This is a genomic window from bacterium (genome assembly GCA_028821235.1).
Lineage (GTDB): Bacteria > Actinomycetota > Acidimicrobiia > Spongiisociales > Spongiisociaceae > Spongiisocius.
This window is the reverse complement of the sequence record JAPPGV010000089.1, coordinates 135697-159658: the sequence shown is the minus strand read 5'-3', so window position 1 is coordinate 159658 and position 23962 is coordinate 135697. Positions and strand designations below refer to the sequence as shown.

The window sequence follows — 23962 nt, the reverse complement described above, 5'->3', positions numbered from 1 at the left end:
AACCGCCGCTAGCCGCCTATGTAGCTCATTTCTATCTTCGGTAGGTCGACGGTGGCTTCGGAGCGGATCTCCGAGTAGCGATCGTCCCGGGTTTCCCAGATCCCGTGGATGGTGCGGATTATCTCCTCCTCGTCCGCTCCCGATCGCAGGACCTTGCGGAAGTCGGTGCCCTTGACGGCGAAGAGGCAGGTGTAGAGCATTCCCTCCGCCGAGATCCGGGCTCTCGTACACGTTGCGCAGAAGGGCTGGGTGACCGAAGCGATGAAGCCGACTTCGCCGGCGCCGTCCACGTACCGCCAGCGGTTGGCCACCTCGCCCCGGTAGTTGGGAGCCACCGGCTCGATCGGGAACTCGGCGTCGATGGCCCGGACCAGTTCGGCGGCCGGTACCACGTCGTCCATCCGCCAGCCGTTGGTAGCGCCCACGTCCATGTACTCGATGAAGCGGAGAATGTGACCGGTGCCCCGGAAGTGGCGCGCCATGTCCACCACCCCACCGTCGTTCACTCCCCTTTTCACCACCGCATTCACCTTGACGGGCAGGCCCGCCCGGGATGCCGTCTCGATCCCGTCCAGCACGGCCGCCACCGGGAAGCCCACGTCGTTCATCGCCATGAAGGTGGCATCGTCCAGGGAGTCGAGCGAGACCGTGACCCGGGCCAACCCGGCCGATACCAACGCCTCGGCCTTGCGGGCCAGCAGCGAGCCGTTGGTGGTGAGGGTCACCTCGCATCCGGTGGCGCCGGCGAGCATGGCGATCAGCCGCTCGATGCCCCTGCGCAGGAGGGGCTCGCCGCCGGTGAGCCGTATCTTCTCCACCCCCAGCCGCTCGAAAGCACGGGCCAGGGTGACTATCTCCTCGAAGCTGAGCAGCAGGTCTCGCTTCAGGAACACGTATTCCCGGTTGAAGATCTCGGCCGGCATGCAATAGCGGCACCGGAAATTGCACCTGTCGGTCACCGAGAGCCGCAGGTCACGAACGGGACGCCGCCTGGTGTCCACCACCACTGGAATCATCCCGACCAGCCTAATGGTGGCCCGGAGTTCCGGGACATCTCCAGCCGCCAGGTCCGATATGGTTCAGAATGGGAAAAAAGGTCTCGGGTTACTCCGGCACTTCAGCATTGGTTTGCGCTATGTTGACCGCCGATCCATGTCGTTCAGAATGCCGAATCGTAACTACCGCTGCTTTGGTACCGGATACCGGGGCCGGAAGCCTTCGGGCGCCCGGTCGCTCGGCGATGAGTCCGGCGCCGCCGTCATCGAGACCCTCATGGCGATGGGCATGGCCTTGATCACGGCCGCCTTCCTGATGAACGGCCTGCTGATGCTCTACACCCGCTCGGTGATCCAGTACGCCGCCGACTCGGGCGCCCGGGCCGGTGCTCTCTCCGGTGGGACGGGATCGACCTGCGAGGACACCGCCGAGCGGATCATCTCCAGCCTGGCCGGCCTCTACCAGGACTCCACCGAGGTGGACTGCGACCGCCAGGCTGCGCTCACCACAGCGCAAATCGCCGCCCGGCTCCGGCCCGTCTTCCCCTCGCTGGGACCCTCCTGGAGCTTCACCATGCGGGCCACGAGCGTCACCGAGCCGGTCCCATGATGCGCCCGGAGCGGCACCGGTCGCGGATAGCCGGCGAGAGCGGCACCGGCGCCATCGACCTGGTGCTGGTGGCGGCCTTCATCCTGATCCCGTTCGCCATGCTGCTGCTCAGCTTCGCCATCCGGATGGAATACCGCTCCATGGCGGACGCCGCCGCCCGGGAGGCGGTACGAGCCTGTGCCACCGCCTTCGACCCGGAGACGGGACAGGACCGGTCCGAGGCCGTGGCCCGCCGGATCCTGGCCGAGCGGAGCCTGGCTCCCGGTACGCCCGACCTTGTGATCGACTGCCGGACCTCCTGGGCGCCGGGCGGGGTGGTGAGCGCCCGGGTATCGCTGGACGTACCGGCCATCAAGGTGATGGGATCCTGGACGCTGGGCACGTGGACGATCACCAGCAGCTACCGGGAGCAGATGGAACCGTACCGGAGTATTCCGCGCCCATGAGGCGCCGCGTAAAGCAGACCGGCCGATCCGGACCGGCCGGTGAGCGAGGCGCTGTCGTGCTGTGGAGCCTGGGGTTGCTGCTGATGCTGTTGTTCGCGGGCGGTCTCGCACTCGATCTGTGGCGGGTGCTCTCCCGGCACGGCACCCTGAGCGGCATCGCCTACAAGTCGGCCGTCGCCGGGGCCGCCAGGGTGGTCGAGTCCGACCTGTACGAGAACAGGCTGGTGCTGGATCCGGATGTCGCCGAGGAAGCTGCCCGCCGGTTCGCCGAGAACCAGCCGGACTGGGACAACTCGATGAGCCTCACCCCTGAGGCGAGCCGGTCGGAGATAGTGGTGGAGATAACCGAGACGGTCCCGCTGACCTTGATGCGGATGTTCGCTCCCGCCGGCGGGATAACGGTCACGGTGACCGCCCGGGCCTCACCGGCCGAGTTCGAGTGATCCGGCTGAACCGGCCGCCGCGTCTACATTGCATCTACCCGGAGAGATGAGGACAACGTGCGCAGTTTCGACCTGCTGGTAATCGGCGCAGGCTCGGGCAATTCGGTGATCGGGCCCGAGCACGCCGATTGGGACATCGCCATGGTGGAACACGGTCCGTTCGGCGGAACCTGCCTCAACGTCGGATGCCTCCCGTCCAAGATGTTCGTCTACACCGCCGAAGTCGCCGAACTGGCAGCCGGCGGCGACCGGCTGGGCGTTCACACCAGCTTCAACGGCGTCGACTGGCCCGCCGTCAGGGACCGCATCTTCGGCCGGATCGACCCGATCGCCGAGGCGGGCCGCGACTACCGGGAAGGATCACCCAACGTCACTGTGTACCCGGTCACCGGACGCTTCGTGGCCCCCAAGCAGCTGGAGGTCGGCGACGAAGTGATCACGGCCGACCGGATCGTGCTGGCGGCGGGCGCCCGAGCCGTGGCTCCTCCCGTACCCGGCCTGGACGGCGTCGGCTACCACACCTCCGACACGATCATGCGCCTGGATCGGCTACCCGAGCGCCTGCTGGTGATCGGCGCCGGCTACATCGCCGCCGAACTGGGGGGTGTCATGGGCGCGCTGGGGTCGAGGGTGACGTTCCTGCTGAGGGGAGACAGCTTCCTGCGGCGGGAGGACGCGGAGATCAGCCGCCGCTTCACCGATGCCTACTCGCAACGGTTCGATGTGCGCACCCACACCCGGATCCTCGGAGCCCGCCGGGAAGGTGACGAGGTGGTGTTGCAGGTGGCCGGCCGGGATGGGGTCACCGCTGACCTGCGCGGCGACGAGCTCCTGGTCGCGACGGGACGGAGGCCCAATTCGGACCTGGTGGACGCGGCCGCCGGGGGACTCGCCGTGGCCGACCGGGGGCAGGTGATCACCGATGACCACCTCCGTACCAACGTGGACGGTGTGTGGGCCCTGGGCGACATCACCAACCCGGTCCAGCTCAAGCACGTGGCCAACCACGAAGCCCGGGTGGTCCGCCACAACCTGATCCATCCTGATTCGCCGATCACGGTCGATCACCGCTTCATCCCCCATGCCGTGTTTGGCCATCCCCAGATCGCAGCAGTGGGGTTGACCGAACGCGAGTGCCAGGAGCAGGGCCTCCCCTACGTGTCCCATGTCCAGCCCTACTCGGCTGCCGGCTACGGATGGGCCTTGGAGGACACCGAGAGCGCCGCCAAAGTCATCGCCCACCGCCACACCCGCCGGCTGCTCGGGGGCCACATCATCGGGCCCCAGGCCTCCACCCTCATCCAGCAGCTGATCCAGGGGATGCACTTCGACCTGACCGTCGACCAGATGGCCCGTGGCCAGTACTACATCCACCCGGCCCTGCCCGAGGTGGTGGAGCAAGCCCTCCTCGAGCTATAGGACGGGAGACGATCACGGCCTCGTCACCAGTCGTGCCCTTCGGCGAAGCAGGTCCGATGCCGGATCAGGCATCGCCGCCGGGTTGGCGCGCTACCCTCAACGTTCGAGGCTGATGGATGCTCGGAGCCTCGTACCTCACAAGCAGATGGCGCATCCCGGGCCCGCGGGCGCCGGGTGGTGAAAGGATCGGCGATGCCGGGTTATGACTACGACCTAGCGATCATCGGATCGGGGCCTGCCGGTCAGCGGACCGCCATCCAGGCGGCCGAGATCGGGAAACGCACCGTCATCCTCGAGAAGTCCCCCCGCATCGGCGGTATCAACATCTACGCCGGCACGGTCAGCAAGACGATGCGGGATGCGGTCCTCTACCTCACGGGCTACCGGGAACGCAACATCTACGGCCAGTCCTACGCGGTCAAGCAGAACATCACGATGGACGACCTGATGGTGCGCACCCGATACGTGATCCAGCAGCAGTCGGACATCCTGCAGAGCCAGCTCGCCCACAACCGGGTGGAGACGATCATCGGCGAGGGCTCATTCGTCGACCGCCACACCCTGAGGGTGAGGTCCGAGGAGAACCGGACGGAACGCACCATCACCGCCGACAAGGTGGTGATCGCAGTCGGCTCCTACTCCACCGAGCCTCCGGTCGTCTACGCCGACGGGCGGCTGGTCTTCGTGAGCGATCACATGCTCAGCCTGCCGAAGCTGCCCCGTACGCTGACCATCGTCGGCGCGGGCGCCATTGGGCTGGAATACACCAGCACGTTCGCCGCGCTCGGTATCCGGGTGACCCTGGTTGACCGGAACCATCGCCTGCTCACCTTCGCCGATGAGGAGCTCGCCGACACGCTCGCCTACCACATGCGCCAGACCGGCGTGACCCTGCGCCTGACCGAGGTGGTGTTCGACATCGACTACATGAGGGACGAGGTGGGTGACCGGGTGCGGGTACAGCTCGAGAGCGGCAAGCAGATCATCAGCGACGCCGTCATGTACTGCGTGGGACGGACGGGCTGTACGGCTTCGCTCAACCTCGAGGCGATCGGGCTGGAAGCGGACGCACGCGGCCGCCTCAGCGTCGACGAGAACTACCAGACCAGCGTCGAGGGCGTCTACGCGGTGGGTGGGGTGATCGGGTTCCCCGACCTGGTCTCGACCTCCCGCATGCAGGGGCGCCTGGCCGCCCGCCATGCGTTCGGGATCGAGCGCGAGGACTTCCAGGACCTCCTCCCCTACACCATCAAGACCATTCCCGAGGTGGCCATGGTGGGCAAGACCGAGGACCAGCTCAACGAGGAAGGCGTCCCCTTCGAGGTGGGCAAGGCTCGCTACCGAGAGACGGAGAGCAGCCTGATGCGAGGCGACGACGTCGGATTCCTCAAGCTGCTGTTCCATCTGAAGACCCGGCAGATCCTCGGGGTGCACATCGTGGGCGAGAACGCCGCCGAACTGATCCACATCGGCCAGGCTGTCATCGCCTACGGAGGAACCATCGACTACTTCGTGGAGTCGGTGATCGGTTATCCCACCCTCGCCGAGGCATACACCACCGCCGCTCTGGACGGGATCAGACGGCTGGGGGGCTACTGACCCGCTCCTCCGCCCCGAACGCCGACGGATGGCGTTGCTGGGCCCCGGCCCTGCCACCCGGAGCTCCGCACGGATCGGCCGTCCTGAACTCCACCCGGTGGCCCAGCGCATCGGCAAGCAGGCTCGACCGGGCCTTGGCGCTGAACATCTCGATCTCCACATCCATCCCGTCCGCCGCCTCCACATCGATGGTGATGGTGTCACCGTTGAACCGGGCATGAACGCACTCCACCGCCCGCCTGTAGGTGCGGTCAAGCCCGATTCCGACTCGCAACATACCGGCCAGCAACCGAACCTTGCGCCGGTCGGATCGGCTCAGGGCACTGAAGCGCGAATGCCTCCTGCGGGGAGCACTCTTGCGGTGGTAGCGGGCCACCAGGGCGATCAGCTCTAGCTCGCCGGCCGTGAATCCGGCCAGGCGCTCGCTGTGACGGATCAAATAGTACGAGTGGCGGTGATGGGCGGAGTTGGCCACAAAACGCCCGATGTTGTGGAGCAATCCCGCCGCCTCCAGCAGTTCGCTATCGCTCGCGCCCAAGCCATGAACATGTTGGGTCTCGTCGAACAGCTGCAGGGCCAACTCCGTGGCGTGTTCGACATGGATGAGATCCTCGTCATAACTCCGGGCCAGGGCCAGGACGCTGCTCCGCCGGAGGTCGCCGAGATGGTGGAGTCGATCGGATAGCGACTCCTCCCGCCGGCTGAACCTGTCGAGAAGAACCCCCTCGCGCAGGGCGCCTGTCGATATGACCAGAGACTCGATCCCCAGGTCTTCGAACAGCTGGCTCAGCAGGACGGCTCCTCCGACGATCACATCCCGACGGGCCGGCTCGAGGCCGGTGAGGCCCTTGCGGTCGTCTGGGTGCGCCCGAGCCAGAACCGCCGCCACCGTCCAGTCGAGTTCCTTCCGGTCGATGGTGGTGTTGGCCAAGCTTCGGGGCCGCTTGCCCCGGCTCGATGCGGACATGGACGCCAGCGCGGCGATCGTCCCCGAACATCCCACCGCAAGATCGAAGCCGATAGCCCTGGCCCGGCGGGCCTCCGGCGCCACGAAGGAACGGATGTGCCGGCGACACTCCTCCACCGCCCCGTCGCGGATGATCCCGCCCGGAAAGAAGCGCTCGGTGAGCCGCATATGCCCGAGCTTGACGCTGCGTACCAGGTGGGGCTCGGTGTCGGTGGCCACGATCAGCTCGGTCGATCCCCCGCCGATGTCGATGACCAGGTGGGGCCGTCCGGCCGCCGGCACCGCGCTCAACGCCCCGAGGTGGATGAGCCGCGCCTCCTCCACTCCCGAGATCACCTCGACGTCCACCCCGGTCTCGTCCCGCACCTGTCGCTGGAAGTCGGTCCGGTTCTCGGCCTCCCGGGCCGCGCTGGTGGCTACCGCCACCACTTCGGCGCCGTAGGCGTCCGCGATGTGCCGGAACTCGGTGAGGGCCGCCACCGCCCGCTCGATGGCGTCATGGCCCAAGTGCTTCATGTCGGTGGCGCCCTGCCCGAGGCGAACCGACAACTTCTCACGGGCCAGAACCTCCGGAGTCCCACCATCCACCGGCCGGGCTATCACCATGTGCACGGAGTTGGTCCCCACGTCGATGGCCGCCAGAGGCGTCGAGTCCCGCATCAATCGGCCAGTATCACCAGGGGACGGCATCAAACCAAAACCCCGCCATCTACAGACCGGTCGTCTCTTCTAAGTCTTCTTGGCCACCCGGATGTAGCGGCGGACTGCCAGGGGGGCGAATACGGCGATGATCAGGCAGGCGCAGGACACGGTGTAGATAACCGGATTCTGCAGCGCCCAGGAGGCCGGTTCGGGGGTTCCCGGTGGGATGTTCCCGAACAGCTCTCTGGTCGCCTGGACCAGGGACGAGATCGGGTTCCACTCGGCGAACACCCTCAGCACCGTTGGAAGGCTCTCGGCCGGCACGAACGTGTTGGCGATGAACGTCATCGGGAAGATCACGATGAAGGAGGCGTTGTTGAGCACCTCCGGGCTGGGCACCGACAGGCCGAGCAGGGCCATTATCCAGGAGACGGAGTAGGCGAACAGGAGCAGCAGCAGGAAGCCGGCCAGAGCGTCGAGCAGGCTTCCCCTGACGCGCCATCCCACGATGAGTCCGGCTGTCGCCATGACGGTCAGCGTGATGATGTTGTAGACCACATCGCTGGCGGTCCGTCCGAACACCACCGCCGCCCGCGACATGGGCAGTGAACGGAACCTGTCGATGATGCCCTTCTGCATGTCCTCGGCGAGGCCGGCGCCGGTGAAGGTGGCGCCGAACACCACGGTCTGTCCGAAGATCCCGGCCATGAGGAACTCCCGGTAGGACCCGCCCGGGATGTCGATGGCGCTTCCGAACACGTAGGCGAACAGCAGGACGAACATGATCGGTGAGAGCAGCACGAACACCAGCACGTCGGGCACCCGCTTGAGCTTGATGAGGTTGCGGCGGGCGATGACCAGGCCGTCGCCGAGGGCTGACAGGAAGTTCATCGCGATCCCCTTCCCCTCCGGCCCGGCTTGGCAGGCGGCGGCGTTTCCTCGCCGGACTCCGCGGAAGCACCGGTCAGCGCCAGGAACACGTCGTCGAGAGTCGGACGGCGGAGCACCACCTCGCTGATCCGGACCCGGTGACTCTCGAAGGCCTCCAGCACCCCGGCCAGCTCTCTGGTGCCGCCCGACACGGGCGCGACCACCGTGCGGGACCGTTCGTCGCCCTGCAGCTCTCCAACCGCCGCCCGACCCAGTATCTCGTGGGCCGCAGGTAGGTCATCCCGGTTGGTCACCTTGACCGCGATTCGCTCGCCGCCCACCATGTCTTTCAATTCGTCAACCGTGCCATGGGCAATGGTCTTGCCCTTGTCGATGACCAGGACGTCATCGGCCAGCCGGTCGGCTTCCTCCAGGTACTGGGTGGTGAGGAGCAGCGTGGCTCCCTGATCGACCAGGGTGCGGATCAGCCCCCACAGCTCCCTGCGGCTGATGAGGTCCAGGCCGGTTGTGGGCTCGTCCAGGAACAGCACCGGCGACTCCGCCACCAGCGCCCCGGCCAGGTCGAGTCGCCGCCTCATGCCTCCCGAGTAGGTCTTGACGGGCCGGTCGGCTGCGTCGGCCAGATCGAACCTGTCCAGGAGCTCCCGGGCCCGGGACCTCGCCTTCTTCCGGCCGAGGTGGTAGAGACACCCGATCATGTCCAGGTTCTCGAAGCCGGTCAGGTCCTGGTCGACCGCGGCGTACTGGCCGGAGAGGCCGATCAGCTTGCGGACCTCCGCCGGATCGCTCAGCACGTCGATACCCGCCACCGTGGCGGCGCCCTCGTCGGGCTCGATCAGGGTGGTGAGGACCGATACCGCGGTGGTCTTGCCGGCCCCGTTCGGCCCGAGCAGGGCGACGATGGTCCCCTCCCGCACCGACAGGTCCAGGCCGTCGAGGGCCACCACCTCCCCGTAACGCTTGACCAGTCCGGTCGCGTGGATGATCTCTTTCATCGCTCAATGTCCTGTCGACTACCGGCGAGACCGCGCGGCATCAGGCCCGGCCCTTGATTCTCGGTGGTGTGTCTGTGAAATGGACAGACCACTGGCAGCACGGACGACGAGCCCAAATGCCTTCTACGACCACCAACAGGCGAGAGTAGTACGGGAGCCGGGCTATCCGGCCCGCTTCACTCCTCGTCCGCTCCGGCGCGTCCGCCCAGCTCGGCCTCGATCAGCGCCAGGCCGACCTCGTTGCCCTCCAGGCGACCGATACGCTCGCGTATCCCGGAGACCAACGCCTCCTCCTCCACCTGCTCCACCAGGAAGCCCTGCAGAAACGGCAGGCTCTCCAGGTCGCCCAACTCGGTCGCCAGCCGGTAGAGGTTCCGTATCCTCCCGGTTACGAACTGTTCGTGCCGCAGGGCCTCCTCGAACACGTGTAGAGGGCTGTCGAACTTGGAGACAGGAGCGTCGATGGCGCCTATCTCCACCCGCCCGTCCCGGTCCACGACGTAGTCGATGAACATCCGGGCGTGGCCGGCCTCCTCCTCGGACTGCGCGGCCATCCACGAGGCCATGCCGGGACGTTCGTCCGCCTCGAAGTAGGCAGCCATCTGGAGGTAGGCGAGAGACGCGCTGAGCTCGCAGGTGATCTGATCGTTGAGTGCCCTCTCCATCCGTTCGGCTAGTGCCATCGTGCGCTCCGTTCGATGCTGGTGTACACCGAATGCTACCGAGTGAGGCGGCGCTTGAGGACGCACCGGCCTGCTCGGGCGGTACACGCTTCCTAGTGGTCAGGCTCGTACCGTGGCCGGGATGGCGAGAGCCGTGCCGACTCGATCCGGGCCTGCGGCTGGTGGGCCTCGAGGAGTGCCACCAGATCGCGGGTGGCGGAAGCAACGTCCTCCTCGGCGCCCTCGTGATGACCCTCCACGGTGTACAGGGCCTCCACCGTGTCCGGACCGGTGGCGCTCTGAGCGCTCTGCCGCCAGCACCAGCGGCGCGCCGACACCGTGCCCACCCGGTCTACGAAGATGACCTCTCCCACCTCGGGCGAGGTGGTCCTGGAACTGCCCAGATCGTTGAAACGCTCGTCTCCCTGGGCAAAGCGAACGGTGGTCGACCCCGCAACCCGTTCCTGATCCATCGCCGCGACCGGCAACCCGTACCGGATCGACACCAGGTTGGCGATGTCCACCAGGCAGTTGATCGACGGGATGTCACCCGCCTTGGTGAGGCGCCGGATCAACGCTTCGGCGGCGTTGCGGTACCGGGTCGGCTGCACACCGAAGGCCGAGAAGGTCCTCCTCCAGGCGACGATCGAGGGGACCTCCGAAATGGGCGTACCGCGGAATCGGTCCAGCGAGACAGCCTGCTGCTGCTGGAAAGCCTTCCGGAGAGCGTCGGGACTCGGGCCGTTGACCAACCCGTCGGCATGGACGACGCCGGCTCGGATGGTCGGGAACCTGGCCGGCACCTCATGGTCGTACGAGAACATCGCTTTGGAGGATACGAGACGGGATGGGGCCGCCGACGGATCAGCTAGCGCAGGCCGCGCACGAATGGTCTGGCGAGTGCGGCCGGCTGGACGAACCGTTTGGTGATGAAGTACATGACGACCAGCGTGAGGAGATAGGGAAGAGCCGCCAGGAGCTGGGCGTTCACCTGGTAGCCCAGCACCGGCACGGCCAGGCGGAAGGCATCCGCCATCCCGAACAGGAGCGCGCCTATCAGCGTGCCCCGCAGCGTCCACCCACCGAAGTAGACGGCGGCGATGGCGATGAAGCCCCGGCCGCCGACCACGCCGACGTCGAAGCTTCCCACCTGACCCAGGATCAGGAACGCTCCTCCCAGGCCGGAAAGGACTCCGCCGTAGTAGATGGCTTGGCGGCGGCGGCCGTTGACGTCCACCCCGGAGACGTCGGCGGCCTGGGGATTCTCGCCCGCGGACCTCACCTCCAAACCCCACCGAGTCCGGTAGAGCAGCCACCAGGTCAGCGGAATCAGCCCGTACAGCAGGTACGTGGGCCAGGTCTGGCTGAACAGCGCCTGACCGATCACGGGTATGCGCGACAGGAGCGGGATGGTGACCACCCCGGCCCGCCCTCCGAGGGGGCCGACCGTCGCGTCCAGGAACCCGGCCAGGCCCAGCACGAGAACGTTGACCGTGATTCCCACCACGAACTGATCGGCGGTGAGCCGGTGGCTCATGTTGGCCGCCACCATCGCGACCAACACCCCGGCCACCGCTCCCGCGGTCAGGCCGAGGACGGTCGAACCGGACAGGTCGTAGGCCATCGTCCCGCCCAACGCGCCCGCCAGCAGGGAGCCTTCCACCGATATGTTGATGGTTCCCGCCTTCTCGGCCACCAGTTCGCCGAGGGCGGCGAACGCCAGGAACACTCCGAGCCTGACGGCGCTCCCGTACATGGCGGGACTGGAGAAAATGTCGCCAAGGGCGCCGAGGATGTCGTTCATGCCGGTTCCGCAACCTGGGCCGCAATCGAGACCCGGCGCCGATCCCGCATGAACTCAACCGCCGGAGGGACCAGCAGGGCCAGTACGAGCAGGGCCTGTACCACGTCGACCACGGTCCGATCCACCCCGGTGGCGGCCAGGAACCCGGATCCGGTTCGAAGAGCTGCGAACAGGATCGCCATGGGAATGCACAGCAACGGACGGTTTCGCGCCAGCAGCGCCACGAGGAGCCCCTGCCATCCGATCTCGTTGGAGAATCCGGCCGTCAGGCGGGCACTCGATGCCCCGGCCGCCAGCATCACGGCGCCTGCCAGGCCGGCCGCGGCCCCGGAGATGAAGAGCGCCGTAGCACCGGCTCGCCCGAAGGAGACCCCCGCCTGCTGGGCGACCTTGGGATTGCTCCCGAGCAGCCGCAGCTTGAACCCGAATACGGTCCGGGCCAGGACGAACGCCGCCAGCCCGGCGCCCAGCAGGGCCAGGTAGAACCCGATCGTGACCTCGTTGCCCCATACCGTCATGACCGGCAGGCGCACGGAGCCGGGAAGGGCGGCGCTGGTCACGGCCTGGCTAGGCCGGTTCGGGTCGAGGTCCCGCAGGAACCAGTCGGTCGTGATGGCGAATCCGACTATCTGGAACGCCACGAACACCAGGAGCAGGGTGGAGATGACCTCGGGGACTCCCCGGCGAAACCTCATCAGCGCCGCCACCCCGGCGTAGAGGCCCCCGGCCACCGCCCCGAGGGCCAACCCGCCCACGAGAAGGAGGGGGCCCGACCCGGCCACCCTGGTGCCGATGAGGGCCATGGCCAGCGCACCCATCAGGAGCTGGCCCTCCTGCCCGATGTTGAAGAAACCGGCCCTGACCCCCACCACCATGCCGAGGGACACCAGGAGGATGGGCGTGGCGACGGCCAGCGTCTCGCCCCACCGTCCGGGGGCGAGGAAGGCGCCCTCCGCCAGTGCCTCGGCAACGCTGCCCCAGGCATTGCCGGAGACCGCCACCAGCCCGGCCGAGATCACCAGCGCGAACCCGACGCTCACCACGTAGAGCAGCAGCACGTACAGGCCCCCGTCCCGGCCTGCGAGACCGGGAGCGTCGGGTGGTAGTGCCGCGGGATCGGTGCTCAAGACGCCTGTTCCTCCTCGTCCGTCCCGCCCATCAGCAAGCCCAGCCGGGGCAGGTCGAACTCTTCACGCGACATCTCGCCCACGATGCTCCCCCGATGGAGTACCACCAGCCGGTCGGCCAGCGACAGTATCTCGCGGAGGTCGGTGGAGAGGAGCAGCACCCCGATTCCCCGATCCGCCGCCTGCCGGATCCGATCCGCCACGTACTCGATCGCCCCGACATCGAGGCCTCTGGTGGGCTGGTGGGCCACCATGACCTCGGGGGAGGCGGACAGAGCACGAGCGATCACCGTCCGCTGCTGGTTCCCGCCCGACAGGTCACCGAGCGAGGCATCGGGTCCGGACGTCCGGATGTCGTACTCGTCGATCAGCCGGAGGGCGTGGCGCCTGATGGCGTCCAGGCGGAGCAAGCCCCAGCGTCGCATCCTGCGCATGGAAGGGATCATCAGGTTCTCGGCCACGGTCATGTCCAGCACGCATCCGGCCCGATGGCGATCGGCCGGCACGACCGCTATGCCGGCCCTGGTCATGGCCCCGGCCACACCGGTCGGAACCGTCCGGCCATTGACGTGGACCGTTCCGTCATCGAGGCGCAGTAGACCGCCCAGCAGATCGGCGAGGGCGGTCTGGCCGTTTCCCTCCACGCCCGCCACCCCGACTATCTCGCCCGCGCCCACGGTGAGCGACAGGCCGTCCAGCAGCACTCGCCCGTCAGCGCCCTTCACCGACGCTCTCTCAACTTGCAGGACCGGAACCGTCCGCGCGCCCGTCTCGACGGCCCGGTCGGGTCCTTCGCCGTCCATCGGGTCGGCCTCGAGCAGATCCCGGGCAACCTGATCCCGCTCGAAAGCGGCCGTGACCGTACGGAGCGGTACGGGACGACCCACCATCGCCCGGGCCAGCGAGGGAACCCGCGCCTCGGCGGTCAGCAGGCGATCCACCACCCTCCCCTCCCGCATCACCGTGATCCGGTCGGTGGCCCGCAGTATCTCGTCGAGCTTGTGGCTGACCAGCGCCACCGCCCAGCCCTGGGTCCGCACGCCGGTCAGGAGAACGTCGAACAGGTACTGGGACTCGGCAGGGGTCAGCGCCGAAGTCGGCTCATCAAGGATGATCGTGCGCGGCCGGCGCCCCAGGCACTTGATGATCTCGACCCTCTGGCGGATGCCGGCCGAAAGGTCGCGCACGGTCGCGTCCGGATCGACCGACAGGCCGTACCGCCACGAGATCCTCCGGACACGGGCCCTGGTCCGGTCGGGATCCAGGGACCCCACCTCGCCGAGGGCAACGTTCTCCCACACAGTCAGCGCGTCGACCAGGCTGTAGTGCTGGTGGACCATGCCGATCCCGAGCCGTACGGCCTCGGACGGATCGGCTATGCGGATGGCTTGGCCATCGACCCTGATCACCCCCAGGTCGGGATGGACCAAGCCGAACATCATGCGCATGAGGGTGGACTTACCGGCGCCGTTCTCTCCGAGAATGCCGTGTATCTCGCCCGCCCGGAGGGCCAGGTCAACCTCCTCGCAGGCGACCACCGAACCGAAGTGCTTGGTGAGGCCGTCCACCTCGATCACCGGGGGCTCGAACCTGAAGTCCTCGATCATCCGGCCCGCCAAGGGTGGGATCGATCAGGGAGACGGCCGGCCGGAGGACGAATCAGGCCACGCTCGCTGGACGACAGACGGACCGGAGCGGGCACTCAGAAGCCGTAAGCCTCGGCGAGGATCCTGGAGATCTCCTCCTCGAACTGGCCGGCCCCGATCCGGGCGTTCAGATCGGTGAGCGCCTGATCCTGGTCGGGGGTTCCGTCGCACAGGTTGGCCCCCACCTCGGGATCGACCCCCACGGTGAAGCGGCGCGCTCCCCCCTCTTCGGCAGTGCCGGCGATGATCTCGTCGAAGATCGGCGTCAGGAAGTCGCCGGCATCGAACATCACCTCAATGTCGTAGTCCAGGTCTTCTCGTTCGCAGCCTCTGGACGAACCGGCGGTCAGGACGACCAGCCCGTCCTCGTTGGCGAGCCGGGTGATCGGCTCGTGGGCGCCGCCCAGGAACGGGTAGACCGCCGCCACGCCCTCGGCGACCGCGGCGTTGTATGCCTCGGTGGCTCCGGCGGTGTTGTTGAAGTCGAAGGGGAAGTTGCCGGTGGGCACGTAGATGGCGTCGAACGACTCGTCCACCAGATGAAGACCGAGCCGGAAGGCCAGGAAGGACTCCACCTCGAAGTTGAGATCGCAGCATCCAAGGAACACCGCCAGGTCGGCGTCACGAGCATCCAGCAGCAAACCGGTCGCGTATCCGGCCGAGATGCCCAGTTCGGCCCCGCTGTCGGCACTCCGCAGCAGGCCGGGAGTGTCCTGGTAACCGGACCCGCAGTTGCAGTACCAGAAGATCTCCTCATGCTCCAGGAACAGGTCCTCGTTGCCATCCGCCAGGTTGCTGGAGCCGATGGCGATGATGTCCGCACCCTGGGCCACCACGTTGTTCAACTCGGCCCGGGCGTCGGCCGGAGCGACCTGGTCCACGATCAGCGGCGCCTCGTATCCCTCAGCCGCCGATATCTCCTCGACCCGCTCGACCAGGGCCTGGTAGTAGGCCCCATCGTCTCGGGAGCCCTCTGTGACCACCGCGATGCGGACCGATCCGTCGCCGTTGAAGTCCGCCGCCCCCCATTCCGCCGAAGGCGTCTCTCCTGGGCCGTCGCCGGTGTCGGCACAGGCCGAAGCAACCGCTAAGACCGCCAGGAAGCCGAGCACGGGCCAGACCCGGAAGCCCTTCATGCTCGCTGCCCGTTACCGTGGACGACTCGGCCGAGGCGCCGGACCATCTCCCCGGGGTCGGAAGCTCCCCAGACGTTGCGCCCGAAGCAGACGCCCGAGGCTCCCGCGGTCACCACGCCGGCCGCGTACGTGACCACTTCGTGCTCGCTGTCCCTCTTGGGACCACCCAGCACGAACAGCGGGGCCTCGCATCCTTCCACCACGTCACCGAGCTCCTCGACCTGCGCAGGAGCCATGGTCTTGACGGCGTCGGCACCGATCTCCACGCAGATCCGGGCGCTCCGGGCGATGTTGTCCGTATCCCAAGGCACATCCCGATGCCACCCTCCGGGAATGGACTCGGCAATCACCGGCATCCCGATCCGCTCGCACTCCCCCACCAGAGCAGCCAGCCGGCGCAGCGAGCGCTTCTCCTCGCGCATACCCGGGTAGACCATCAGGATGACCGCATCCGCGCCGATCACCGCCGCCTCCTCGGCTCGATACATCAGCGAGAGGCCGTCGCCGTCCGCATTCGGATCAAGGTGGGTGGCCGCACCATCCATGCGGAGAATCAGACCGCACTCCGCGAAGGTCTCGGGGTAGCGCCGGGCAATCTGCCAGGTGACCAGGATGCCGTCGGGTTGCCCTTCGGACACCGCCTCCACCACGTCCAGCGCCGGACCGGACCCCGTGGCCAGCTGCATGTCGATGGCGACCAGCAACGCTCGCCCGTCCCGACCCACGAAGCGGCGAGTACGCCTGGTCTTGCCTGCGCCCACTGCCGAGGCCACCGAATCCATGCCTCAAACCTCCTGCCGGAGCCGGCGGGCTGCCTCATCACCGAGCGCGATGAAGCGGTCCAGCCCCTCTTCGTAGGCTGTCACGGTCGCCGGCGCGAACGTGGTGAACGCCGGCGCCGGCCAGTCTCCGGCCTCGCCCTCGCCCGGCCGCGGCCACCACCCGACGGCGGATCCCGCAGCCAGGGCCGCTCCGTAGGCCGCCATCTCGGGACAACTCGGGACATCGACCGGCACGCCCAGCACCGATGCCTTGATGGAAACCCACAGACTGCTACGCGACGGGGCACCCGAACTCACCATCCGGTTCATGGTAATGCCGTGCCGGGCAAGGTCACGGGCGATGTGAGCCAAGCCGTAGGCGGAGGCCTCCAGGACGGCTCGGGCGACGACGCCCTGGTCTGAGGCCACACCGAGACCGTGGATCTCGGCCCGTAGCCCCGACACCCAGCGGGGCGCCCTCTCCCCCTCGAGGAACGGCAGGACCGTCACCCCACCCGATCCCGGTCCGACAGCTGCGGCCGCTTCGAGCAGTTCGGGAACCGTCCGGCCGGTCATCGAGGACCACCAGTCCAGCATGGCGCCGTGCGAAGCCGCCGGGCCACCGACCAGGTAGACACCGGGGACGTGTCCGGGGATGCCGTGTTCGGAGACCGACGGGTGGTCGCACCGGCTGGCGGCCACGCCGAGACCACCTGTCCGGCCACCCGGGTCGAAGCCCTTGCCGGGCCGGTCGATGGCGGCTGCCCAGGCGGTGAGAAAGGCGTCGTTGGCGCCCGGAGCCAGCACGATCCCCCCGGGCAGCCCGGAATCGCCCGCCGTGACTCCGGCGGCCGACCCGACCGGGATGGGGTCTCCGAACCCTTCCAGAGGATCCTGACCCGGCCAGACCGCCTGGGTGCCGGACGAGCCGCCGAGTTCGGCCACCAGGAAGTCCCACATCTGGCGGGGTCGGCCGGCGCCTCCGAACCGGCCCGACAGCTCCTCCGCCTGCGCCAGATGCTGGCCGGCGAAGTCGGAGGAGGCGCCGGCCGGATGCTGGTAGGTCAGCGCCCGGCGCGCCGATCGCATCACGGTGGTGGGACCCTGGCCGCCGATCCCGAGGGCGGCTGGCGGACCGGCGTCGAGTTGCTCCACTGCTTGAACCAGCCCCTCCATCCAGCGGAAGGGATCCGCCTCGCCTCGGGGGAGATTCATCGGCACGATCCGCGCCTCGGATCCGGCCAAGACCCTTCCGGCCCGGTCGAGGGCCACCGCTCTAGCCGCGCCGGTGCCGATGTCCACCCCGACGACAACCTGGCCTGCCATCAGCCCGGCTCGTTCTCCACGAACACCCGGTAGGTGGGCTGGGAAGTGACGAGGGTGAGGGCCTCGTGCGCCTGGGACAGCGGGAACCGAGCCGTTACCAGACGGTCAAGCTCGTCCGCGATCACTCCAGAGCGGATGACGGCCGCCGCCCGCATCCAATCCTCGGGCTCCTGGCTGTACACCCCGACGATCGACATCTCGTCGCGGTGAGCCCGATCAGCCGCCATGCCGACCGTGGCCTCCGGGTCGAAGGCGCTGTACAGGACGACCGAGCCGCCCGGCGCCACCATCTCGACCGCGAGGTCCAGACCCCCCATGGCGGTCACGAACACCACATCCTGGAGACCACCGACCTGGCGGGCTGCCCGGGGCCGGGCCACCCAGTCGGCGCCCGCGTCCGCGGCTTGCCTGCGCCTCTCCTCCGAAATGTCCACCACTCCGATCGCCGAGGCACCCTCGATGCGTGCCAGGGCCATATGGAGCCGCCCCATGAACCCGCCGCCGATGATGGCGACCCGCCCCCCTGCCACGTGACCGGCCCTACGCAGGGAATGGACCGTGCAGGCGATGGGCTCCCCCATGGCGGCATGCAGCATGGGGGCACTCCCGACCGGGTAGGTCGACTTGGCGTCGACCGAGATGGCCTCCACCAACCCTCCGAAGCTGAAGGTCCCGTCCGACAGGGAACGACCCTGGGGGTACCGGCAGAGGGCGGTCCTGCCCCGCCGGCACGGTGCACAGGTGAGGCATCGGGTCAATAGATCGACCGTCACGGGCTCCCCGACCTGCGGGGAACCCTCCAGGCCGTCCACGGCGGAGCCCACCTCCACCACCGACCCGGAAATCTCGTGTCCTGGAGAGACGGGGTACCAACGTTTATCGCCCGCGAACAGCCTCCTCTCGAAGGTGCAGACACCGCAGGCGGCCAGCTCGACCAGCACCTGATCGCGACCGGGGGTGGGGCATGGCTCGGTGCGAAGTTCCACCTGGCCGGGTCCTGTGATGACTGCCGCTTTCACCGGGACCTTTCCGGTTGCCGGGATGGAGGGCGCCTGGCTAGCGCCGGGACGGGATACCGGCCGGATGGTAACCGGAGAGGCCCGGAGTCACGCCCCCTGCCGGCGGGCTTCCCGGATGCGGACCAGGTCGGTCACCACCACTCCCGAAAGAACCAGCGCGCCGCCCAACAGGATGCCCGGCTGGAGCTGCTCGTCGAGGACCAGAACTCCGGCAATGACGGCCACCAGTGGGATCAGATAGGAGATGACGGACGAGAAGACCACCGGAACGTGGCGGATCAGGAAGTAGTAGAGGCTGAGCGGGAGAAACACCCCGATAGTGCCGACGTAGAGAATCGCCAGGAGGCCGGTGGTGCTATGGCCGAGCGGCAACCCTTCGATCGTCAATGCCACCGCCCACTGGGCCAGGCTTCCCACCGCCAACTGGACCCCTGTTACGCCGAGCACCGAGTACTGCCCGGCATAGCGCTTGGCATAGACGCTCGCGAGCGAGATGAACACCACGGCGGCCAGGGCCATCATGCCCGCGGTCGTCGGGTCGCCGCCCTCGATGATTCCGGAGTCACCGATCAGGATGAGAGCAGCCGTTCCCGCCAGACCGAGCAGCAGACCGAACGTGGTCCACGGGTTGAGGCGCTCGTCTGCCAGCATGAAATGGGCGATCAAAGCGGTACCCAGCGGGATCAGGGCACTGATCAGGGTGACGAAACCGGCCGAAGCGTTGGCCAGCGCCAGGTATCGGGCCTGCTGGGGCAGTAGCACGGCTACGAGGGCCAGCACCAGACCGATGCGAAGCTCGGCCGGACCCACCAGGTTCCGGCGACGCATAAGGCCGATCATCAGCCAGACCGCCACGGCGGCGACCAGTGACCCTCCGGCCGCCATGGTCGAGGGGCCGATGCCCTCGGCGAGGCCGATCCTTCCGGCGATCGGGGCGGTGCCCCATGACAGGCTGATGATCCCGAGGATCACCCAGATCCGTTGGTTGGTGATCCGCAGGCTCACGTCGCAATCCTAAGAGCCTCGTCCGTTCCGGCCGCTCCCGGTCATCGCCGAGCATGCGCATATGGACGCCATGTGCAGGCTGATACAGTGAAACCGCGACGAATTCGTGTACTGCAAGGAGCCCGAATGCCCGATCCGGCCTATACGAGCGGCGACCGGTCGACACCGCTGTTGCAGGAGACTGTCGGCCAGAACCTGGAATCAACCGTTGCCCGGTTCCCCGAGCGGGATGCTCTCATCTCGGTGCACCAGGGGATCCGCCAGACCTACCGGGCCTTCAACGACTCGGTGGACCTGCTTGCGATGGGGTTGCTCCGGCTCGGTCTCGAGACGGGCGACCGGGTCGGCATCTGGAGTCCCAACTGCGCGGAGTGGGTATGGCTCCAGTACGCCACCGCGAAGGCCGGGGTGATCCTCGTCAACATCAACCCCGCCTACCGGACCCACGAACTCCGCTACGCACTGGCCCAGTCCGGCTGCCGGGTGCTGGTCGCCGCGCAGACCCATCAGTCCTCGAATTACCGGGAGATGGTGGCCAAGGTGGAGGACGAGTTGCCCGACCTGGAGCGGGTGATCTTCTTCGGCACGCCCGAATGGGACGACCTCATGGCCCCGTCGGAGGACGGTATGGACGGCGCCCTGGCCGATCGGAAGGCCGGGCTGCATCATGACGACGCCATCAACATCCAGTACACGTCGGGCACCACCGGGTTCCCGAAGGGCGCCACGCTCAGCCACGCCAACATCCTCAACAACGGTTTCTTCGTGGGCCAATCCTGCGCCTACACGGAAGAGGACCGGGTCTGCATCCCCGTCCCCCTCTATCACTGCTTCGGGATGGTGCTCGGAACGCTGGCATGCACTACCCACGGCGCCGCCATCGTGCTGCCGGGCGCCGGTTTCGATCCGGACCAGGTCCTCACCGCGATCCAGCAGGAGCACTGCACCAGCGTCTACGGAGTCCCGACGATGTTCATCGCAGAACTCGCCCATCCCGACCTGGAGACCTTCGACCTGTCCTCGCTCCGCACCGGGATCATGGCCGGATCCCCCTGCCCGGTGGAGGTGATGAAGCAGGTGATATCCGACATGAACATGACCGACGTCACGATCGCCTACGGCATGACCGAGACCTCCCCTACGTCCACCCAGACGAAGACCACCGACTCGATAGAGAGACGGGTGTCCACCGTGGGCCGGGTGCATCCCCACGTCGAGATCAAGATCATCGACCCCGAGACCGGCGAGACCGTGGAGCGGGGACAGGACGGCGAGCTCTGTACCCGCGGTTACTCGATCATGTTGGGGTACTGGAACGACCCGCAGCGAACCGAGGAGTCCATCGACGCCGACGGGTGGATGCACTCCGGTGACCTCGCCACGATGGACCCGGACGGTTACATGAACATCGTGGGCCGGATCAAGGACATGATCATCCGCGGCGGCGAGAACATCTACCCGAGGGAGATCGAGGAGTACCTGTACGGCCATCCCGCCATCGAGGACGTGCAGGTGATCGGCGTACCGGACGTCAAGTACGGCGAGCAGGTCATGGCGTGGGTGAAACTGCGGGAGGGCGCCGAGGCGACCGCACAGGACATCAGAGACTTCTGCCGGGGCCGGATCGCCCACTTCAAGGTCCCGCAATACGTGAAGTTCGTTGACAGCTTCCCGATGACGGTTACCGGCAAGATCCGCAAGGTCGAGATGCGCGAGGCATCCATCGCCGAACTCGGACTGGAGGGCGCGGCCCGGATCGAGTCCGCCTGAGCCACGGGTCATCCCGTGCTGCCACGGGCGGGTAGCCTCCGGGGTACGGCCCGGCCTCGCCGCCGATCGCCGCTCCAGGGTCATCCGCCTCGGCGACCCCTGCGAAACCAGGCACACGGAACAGGATCGTTCGACCGGTGAACCCGAACACCAAGGGGATGTTGTGGGCTGTGTCCGCGGTCCTGACCGGCTCCTGGTTACCTCTGTTCTACCTCTACACCCACGTCAGCAACGACCCATTCGTGTGGCGATCGTGGCTGCTGGTCTTCCAGGTCGTCATGCTCATCCCGGTGTTCTTCCTGGTCCCGGCCGAGAACAAGCGCTGGATAGAGAACACCCGGCGGCTGCTGTTCTACTGGGGAGACGGCGGGGAGCCCGTCAAGGTGCGGAACGCGCAGGACATGCTTCGAGCCCCGGTCCTGTGGATGGCGATCTGCTTCGCCCTCGACCTGGCCTTCTGGGTATGGGCCGCCACGCTGATCGATCCGCTGGTGGTGACCATCATCTTCCAGCTGATGCTGATCGGGATGGTCTGGATGGCGGCCCGGCTGGGCAGGAAGATCTCCGGCGGGCAGCGATCGTCCCCGCACGTCATCGGTGGCAAGCACTGGACGCTCATGTTCTTCTCGTTCCTGGGCGCCGCGCTGGTCATCTGGTCGGAGACGGCCGCGGTAAGCACCCTCAACTGGCTGGGTATAGCCGTGGCGTTCATGGGCACCGCGACCGCAGTCGGAAGCCTATGGGGAACCGTTTCGATCGGACGCATGATGGGGTGGCCGACCCGCAATCCCCACGACCTGGTCTGGAACGCCACATTCGCGGCGGTAGCCGGACGGGCACTCGCCCTACCACTGACCCTGGTGGGAAGCTTCCTGTTCTTCCCGCCGTCCGGCGACAGTTTCGACGTCACGTGGAACATGGTGGGCCTCCTGACCGCGACCGGAGTGTTCAATGCGGCCGGCGCCCTCAGCCACCGGTACTCCCTTTACGTGACCTCGAGCCTGAGCGTCCAGAGGATCATGTTCTTCTCGCCGGTCTTCCAGATGCTCTGGCTGTGGCTGTTCGCCGATGTCTCCATAGCCAACCCCCAGGCCCTCCTGGTCGGGACCGGGATCGTGCTCCTCTCCAACCTCGGCTGGCAGCGGGAGCAGTTGTGAGACCCGGACCGGATTAGCCAGGCAGGAGCCGGCCGGTTCAGCCGGAAGCGGACTCCGTCTCGGCTTCTGCTTCGATCTCAGACTCGCCGTGCGTTTCGGTTGCGGCCTCTACCGGATCGGGCTCGGCCCCGCTCTCGCGGCGGCGGAAGAGAGAGCTCAGCATCGAGACCCCCACCAGCACCATCGCCAGGGGTAGGAGCCACCGGACAGTGGCGAATCGGCTGAACTCATCGCTGAGCTCGGCGGGGACCACCAACCCGACCGCGAGCAGGATCAGCACCACCCCGAACCCGAGCGAGAACACGTTGAAAGGGTGGCGTTTCATCGGCTGTCCCCCACGGTCACCGTTGTCGATGGCCTTGGCGCTCCGGGCAACGTCCGGACCTCGATCTCACCCAGCCCCACGCTGGCATCGAGGATGATCATTCCGTGGGCGCCCTCCCAGACATAGTCGGACGTTATTCCGATCCCTTGCCTGGAGGTGCTGCCAAGATGGTCCCAGGTGCGTATCGACCCGATCCCTACCCGTCCGGACACGTCGGCCGCGACATCCTGGGGCAGGTAGACGATCAGTTCACCGATGCCGACCTCGGCCTTGACTCGGACCACCCTGCCCGTGAAGTCGACCTGCCTCATGTCGACCAGCAGACTCCCGACACCGAGACGGTAGGCATCGGGGATCTGCTCCACTCCGGCCGGACGGTGGTATCCGTCTCCGGCGGACGTGCTGAACTCAGCCGTGTCCGATGACAACGACACCAGCACCACCGGTCCGTTATCGGTCGTCCTGAACTCGACCTTGTCGGACACGAGCGACACCAGCACCACGGGCACGAGCACGATGCCCAGGGCAACCAGACCGCCGATCCGCCCGAACCAGGCGCCTACCACCAGCCCGAGACCCACCACCGCTACCAGCAACGCCATGTAGTGGCGGAAAGCCGGATTGAACCCGGGTACCACGCCGTCGAGGAACCCGAGTAATCCCAGCGAGATCAAGGCGGCTCCGACCGTCACGCGACCGAGGTGGGACTTATCCCGCGGCGGCGCCGGCACGGGACCGGCGGGCAAGGAGGAGGGAGGGCCGGCCCCAGGCTCTTCGACCTGGTCGGCAGGCGCCGCCTGCGGGACACTTGCGGAATCCGGGCTCTGCTGTTCCGGCGCGCTCAGGTCGCCGCGGTACAGCAATACTCCGATCCCCAGGAGGACGAGGGCAAACACAAGCTCGCCCCTCACCCACCTGGTCTCGGCGAGCAGCACGATCGCCGCGAGCCCGATGAGGATGACGCCCACCCACCGGCGCGCCGAGGGTCGGCCGGACCATCCCCGGACGATCGACTCGGTCTCGCCTTCATCCGGGATCAGGATCCAGCCTGCCGCGTAGAGGAAGATGCCGACGCCACCGACGGTCACGAGGACGATGAAGGCCACCCGGACGATCCAAGCCTCGATGCCGAGGCGGTGGGCGATTCCGAGCGCCACCCCTGCAATCCAGCGACCCTCGCCGGGTCTGCGGAGCGATGGGTGGCTGCTGTTCGTCAT

General features: G+C 67.4%; 23 protein-coding genes. 7 read left to right on the top strand and 16 right to left on the bottom strand.

Annotated features, from left to right (window positions below; genetic code table 11):
* Positions 1–8: 8 nt before the first annotated feature.
* On the bottom strand, positions 9–1016 hold the full coding sequence (moaA, locus tag OXK16_10745; GenBank protein MDE0376427.1) for a GTP 3',8-cyclase MoaA: 1008 nt from the start codon (positions 1014–1016) through the stop codon (positions 9–11).
* 148 nt (positions 1017–1164) lie between these two features.
* Here moaA and OXK16_10740 point away from each other — a divergent pair, with 148 nt between their 5' ends.
* From OXK16_10740 to sthA, 5 genes are all read left to right on the top strand, one after another.
* Positions 1165–1605 (top strand): hypothetical protein, encoded by a 441-nt coding sequence (locus tag OXK16_10740; GenBank protein MDE0376426.1) that lies wholly within the window; start codon positions 1165–1167, stop codon positions 1603–1605.
* Positions 1602–2051, top strand: coding sequence for a hypothetical protein (locus OXK16_10735; protein MDE0376425.1), 450 nt, complete (start codon positions 1602–1604; stop codon positions 2049–2051). The genes OXK16_10740 and OXK16_10735 overlap by 4 nt, the downstream gene beginning before the upstream one ends.
* Complete coding sequence (locus tag OXK16_10730) at positions 2048–2494, top strand: hypothetical protein (GenBank protein ID MDE0376424.1); 447 nt, start codon at positions 2048–2050, stop codon at positions 2492–2494. Before OXK16_10735 ends, OXK16_10730 begins: the two co-directional genes overlap by 4 nt.
* 57 nt (positions 2495–2551) lie before the next feature.
* On the top strand, positions 2552–3913 hold the full coding sequence (locus tag OXK16_10725) for a mycothione reductase (protein ID MDE0376423.1): 1362 nt from the start codon (positions 2552–2554) through the stop codon (positions 3911–3913).
* A 192-nt stretch (positions 3914–4105) separates the two neighbouring features.
* A complete protein-coding gene (sthA, locus tag OXK16_10720) occupies positions 4106–5512 on the top strand; it encodes a Si-specific NAD(P)(+) transhydrogenase (protein ID MDE0376422.1) in 1407 nt (468 codons plus the stop codon).
* On the opposite strand, the gene OXK16_10715 is transcribed toward sthA, so the two are convergent.
* The 13 genes from OXK16_10715 to OXK16_10655 form a co-directional block, all read right to left on the bottom strand.
* A complete protein-coding gene (locus tag OXK16_10715; GenBank protein ID MDE0376421.1) occupies positions 5490–7139 on the bottom strand; it encodes a Ppx/GppA phosphatase family protein in 1650 nt (549 codons plus the stop codon). The genes sthA and OXK16_10715 overlap by 23 nt on opposite strands.
* 69 nt (positions 7140–7208) lie before the next feature.
* Positions 7209–8012, bottom strand: a complete 804-nt coding sequence (locus OXK16_10710) for an ABC transporter permease (protein ID MDE0376420.1) — start codon at positions 8010–8012, stop codon at positions 7209–7211.
* A complete protein-coding gene (locus OXK16_10705; protein ID MDE0376419.1) occupies positions 8009–9007 on the bottom strand; it encodes an ATP-binding cassette domain-containing protein in 999 nt (332 codons plus the stop codon). Before OXK16_10705 ends, OXK16_10710 begins: the two co-directional genes overlap by 4 nt.
* A 176-nt stretch (positions 9008–9183) precedes the next feature.
* Complete coding sequence (locus tag OXK16_10700) at positions 9184–9690, bottom strand: ferritin (protein ID MDE0376418.1); 507 nt, start codon at positions 9688–9690, stop codon at positions 9184–9186.
* 92 nt (positions 9691–9782) lie between these two features.
* The gene (locus tag OXK16_10695) at positions 9783–10472 is read right to left on the bottom strand and encodes a phenylalanine--tRNA ligase beta subunit-related protein (GenBank protein MDE0376417.1); all 690 of its coding nucleotides are present in this window, start codon (positions 10470–10472) and stop codon (positions 9783–9785) included.
* 65 nt (positions 10473–10537) lie between these two features.
* Positions 10538–11473, bottom strand: coding sequence for an ABC transporter permease (locus tag OXK16_10690; GenBank protein MDE0376416.1), 936 nt, complete (start codon positions 11471–11473; stop codon positions 10538–10540).
* Entirely contained in the window at positions 11470–12600 is a 1131-nt protein-coding gene (locus OXK16_10685; protein ID MDE0376415.1) for an ABC transporter permease, read from the bottom strand. The genes OXK16_10690 and OXK16_10685 overlap by 4 nt, the downstream gene beginning before the upstream one ends.
* Complete coding sequence (locus tag OXK16_10680; protein MDE0376414.1) at positions 12597–14207, bottom strand: ABC transporter ATP-binding protein; 1611 nt, start codon at positions 14205–14207, stop codon at positions 12597–12599. The genes OXK16_10685 and OXK16_10680 overlap by 4 nt, the downstream gene beginning before the upstream one ends.
* A gap of 95 nt (positions 14208–14302) precedes the next feature.
* Positions 14303–15382, bottom strand: coding sequence for a hypothetical protein (locus OXK16_10675; GenBank protein ID MDE0376413.1), 1080 nt, complete (start codon positions 15380–15382; stop codon positions 14303–14305).
* Positions 15379–16164 (bottom strand): hypothetical protein, encoded by a 786-nt coding sequence (locus OXK16_10670; GenBank protein MDE0376412.1) that lies wholly within the window; start codon positions 16162–16164, stop codon positions 15379–15381. Before OXK16_10670 ends, OXK16_10675 begins: the two co-directional genes overlap by 4 nt.
* 3 nt (positions 16165–16167) lie before the next feature.
* The gene (locus OXK16_10665; protein ID MDE0376411.1) at positions 16168–17469 is read right to left on the bottom strand and encodes an FGGY-family carbohydrate kinase; all 1302 of its coding nucleotides are present in this window, start codon (positions 17467–17469) and stop codon (positions 16168–16170) included.
* Complete coding sequence (locus OXK16_10660) at positions 17469–18488, bottom strand: alcohol dehydrogenase catalytic domain-containing protein (GenBank protein MDE0376410.1); 1020 nt, start codon at positions 18486–18488, stop codon at positions 17469–17471. The genes OXK16_10665 and OXK16_10660 overlap by 1 nt, the downstream gene beginning before the upstream one ends.
* 87 nt (positions 18489–18575) lie before the next feature.
* Entirely contained in the window at positions 18576–19493 is a 918-nt protein-coding gene (locus OXK16_10655) for a DMT family transporter (GenBank protein MDE0376409.1), read from the bottom strand.
* Between the two features lie 126 nt (positions 19494–19619).
* On the opposite strand from OXK16_10655, the gene OXK16_10650 reads away from it, so the two are divergent.
* Both OXK16_10650 and OXK16_10645 read left to right on the top strand, forming a co-directional pair.
* A complete protein-coding gene (locus tag OXK16_10650) occupies positions 19620–21263 on the top strand; it encodes an AMP-binding protein (protein ID MDE0376408.1) in 1644 nt (547 codons plus the stop codon).
* Between the two features lie 137 nt (positions 21264–21400).
* Complete coding sequence (locus OXK16_10645; GenBank protein ID MDE0376407.1) at positions 21401–22420, top strand: hypothetical protein; 1020 nt, start codon at positions 21401–21403, stop codon at positions 22418–22420.
* Between the two features lie 37 nt (positions 22421–22457).
* Here OXK16_10645 and OXK16_10640 read toward each other — a convergent pair whose 3' ends face one another.
* Positions 22458–22745 (bottom strand): hypothetical protein, encoded by a 288-nt coding sequence (locus OXK16_10640; protein ID MDE0376406.1) that lies wholly within the window; start codon positions 22743–22745, stop codon positions 22458–22460.
* Positions 22742–23962, bottom strand: coding sequence for a PspC domain-containing protein (locus OXK16_10635; protein ID MDE0376405.1), 1221 nt, complete (start codon positions 23960–23962; stop codon positions 22742–22744). The genes OXK16_10640 and OXK16_10635 overlap by 4 nt, the downstream gene beginning before the upstream one ends.